Consider the following 1,457-nt stretch of genomic DNA (forward strand, 5'->3'; position numbering starts at 1 on the left):
CTCGTGGCGGGAAACGAGACCACCACCAACCTGATCGGCAATGCGGTGCTGTGCTTCACCGAATCACCGGGCACGGCGGAACGCCTTGTCGCCGAGCCTGCCCTGCTCCCGCACGCCATCGAAGAGGTGCTGCGCTACCGCTCCCCCGTCCAGTCCATGTACCGGCTCTCAGCCGTCGACACGACCGTGCGCGGCCGCACCATTCCGGCAGGCTCGCCGATCATTGCCTGGATCGGCTCGGCGAACCGCGACGGGGAGCAGTTCCCGAGCCCGGACGAGTTCGACGTCGAACGCTCACCCAACCGTCACCTCGCCTTCGGGCAGGGCATCCATTTCTGTCTGGGGGCGCCCCTGGCGCGGCTGGAGGCCAGGATCGCGCTGGAGGCCGTGCTCTCACGGCTGCCGGGGCTTGCGGTAGACCCCGATGCGCAGTTGGAGCGGATGGAAAGCATGATCGTCTACGGGGCGAAACAGCTTCCCGTGACCTGGCAGGCTGCCTGACGGCGGGCACGGCGTCAGGGGCGGCGATCGCGATCGTCTCCGGTGCCCTCGAGGGCGGCCCCGAACCATGTCGGCAGATGGTGGAGCAGGTCGTCCTGGTCGTCTCCGATCCATGCGACGTGGCCGTCCGGCCGGAGCAGGACCGCGGGCGCGTCCAGTTCCCCGCTGGCGTCCGCGACGTGGTCGACCCGATCCGCCCATCCAGCCACGGAGAGTTCGCCGGTCTGGTCCAGCAGGAGCCCCCGGCCTTTGCGGGTAAGTTCGTAGAGACGGCCCCGCGACAGGGGAATGTCGCGCAGTCGCCTGCCGAGCAGCTCCGGTCCTTCGCCGAAGTCGTAGCGGACCCCGATCGCGGTGATCTTCTCGGCCAGGAAACGTCTAACGTCCTCGAAGTCCATCAGCTCGCTCAGCAGCCGCCGCACGGCCTGCGGGCCGGGCTCGGTGGACAGCAGCTCGCTCTGGGCGCGGGTGATGGTCAGCACGCCTTCGGCGACCGGGTGACGCTCGGTGTAATAACTGTCCAGCAGCCCGTCAGGCGCCCAGCCTTTGACCTCGGCGGCGAGCTTCCAGCCGAGGTTGAAGGCGTCCTGGATGCCGAGGTTCAGTCCCTGCCCTCCCAGTGGCGGGTGGACGTGCACCGCATCGCCGGCGAGCAGAATACGGCCCACCCGGTATTGCTCGGCAAGCCGGGTGGCGTCGCTGAAACGGGTCAGGGAGCGTGGTGAGTGGACGCCGAAGTCGGTGCCTGCGAACGCCCGCAGCTGCGTCCGGAACTCCTCCAGGGTCGGCGGTACCGAGCGGTCCTCGGCCACGGCCGCCGCGGGCACGACGGCGCGGTACAGGCCGTTTCCGGCGGAGCCTATGCCGAACCCCTTGTGGGTCTTGCGCACCTCCTCGGCCACCTCGGCCAGCTGGTCCGGCGCCGCGGTCACCTCCACCTCGCCCAGGAGCCACTC

Annotated in this window: 2 protein-coding genes; one reads left to right on the top strand and one right to left on the bottom strand. The window is 69.5% G+C overall.

Annotation, left to right across the window (positions count from 1 at the left end):
• The coding region (locus LQV45_RS32020; protein ID WP_230011523.1) for a cytochrome P450 at positions 1–501 on the top strand (501 nt) is incomplete at its 5' end.
• 14 nt (positions 502–515) lie between these two features.
• Here the strand turns inward: LQV45_RS32020 and LQV45_RS32025 are convergent.
• Positions 516–1,457, bottom strand: a 942-nt coding sequence (locus LQV45_RS32025; RefSeq protein WP_230011526.1) for an FAD-dependent monooxygenase, incomplete at its 5' end; no start/stop codon positions are given.

This window comes from Microbacterium sp. Bi128 (genome assembly GCF_918698205.1).